Origin of the sequence: Streptomyces katrae, assembly GCF_000966975.1 — a bacterium.
GTDB lineage: Bacteria > Actinomycetota > Actinomycetes > Streptomycetales > Streptomycetaceae > Streptomyces > Streptomyces katrae.
In genome coordinates this window covers 1-791 of sequence record NZ_JZWV01001681.1, presented here as the reverse complement: position 1 = coordinate 791, position 791 = coordinate 1, and the positions used below count along the sequence as shown (strand labels likewise).

Here is a 791-nt window from a genome sequence, read left to right as displayed (position 1 = left end):
CCTTGGGACGGTGGCCGGTGGCTCGCGGTCCGCTGGGTCGACGGCGTCCCGCTGTGGCGGGCGCTCGCCCTGGCCCGTGGCCCCGAAGGCGACCGGCCCTCGGTCCGGCCCTGGCTCCAGCAGATCGCCCGCACCTGGGCCGAGCACCTGGCCGGCCTGCACGCCGCCGGATGGGCCCACGCCGACGTCCAGCCCACCAACACCCTCATCACCTCAGGCGGCCGCGCCGAGGTCATCGACTACGCCCTCGCCTGCGGCCCCGAACCCGATGGGCGCCTGCCGTACCGCGGTGCCCTGACCCACACCACCGCCCCCGAGATCGCCGCCGCCGTCCTCGCGACCCCGGCGGACACACACGTTCAGGCGGAACCGGCCGCTGACGTGTGGAGCCTGGGCGCCTCCTTGTTCTGGTGCTGGACCGGTCACCGCCCTGTCCCTTACGACGACAGCCTCGACCGCCTGGACAAGCTGGCCGTCGTCGCCACCGGCAGCACCACCCCGCTGGCCGACGTACGGCCCTGGCCGTTCCCGGACTTTGCGGCCACCATCACCGCCTGCCTGGCACCCGACCCCGCCGACCGCCCCACCGCCAAGGAACTGATCGCAGCATGGTGACCCTGCGCGCCCTGACCCTCGACGACGCCCCCGCCCTCACCCGCATCTACAGCGGCGCCTCGGTCCGCTACACCACCGGCCGCGCGCTCCCCCTCGACCAGGCCCAGGAGAAGATCCGCAGCGCCCTTACCCGGGCGGCCGAGACGCCGAGGGCGCAGTGGAGCTGGGGCATCCAC

Annotated in this window: 2 protein-coding genes; both read left to right on the top strand. The window is 74.6% G+C overall.

Features of this window, described 5'->3' with window-relative positions; genetic code table 11:
- On the top strand, positions 1-615 hold a 615-nt coding region (locus tag VR44_RS40060), incomplete at its 5' end, for a protein kinase domain-containing protein (RefSeq protein WP_045952621.1).
- A partial coding sequence (locus VR44_RS40055; RefSeq protein ID WP_045952620.1) for a GNAT family protein occupies positions 609-791 on the top strand: 183 nt, incomplete at its 3' end. The genes VR44_RS40060 and VR44_RS40055, both read left to right, overlap by 7 nt.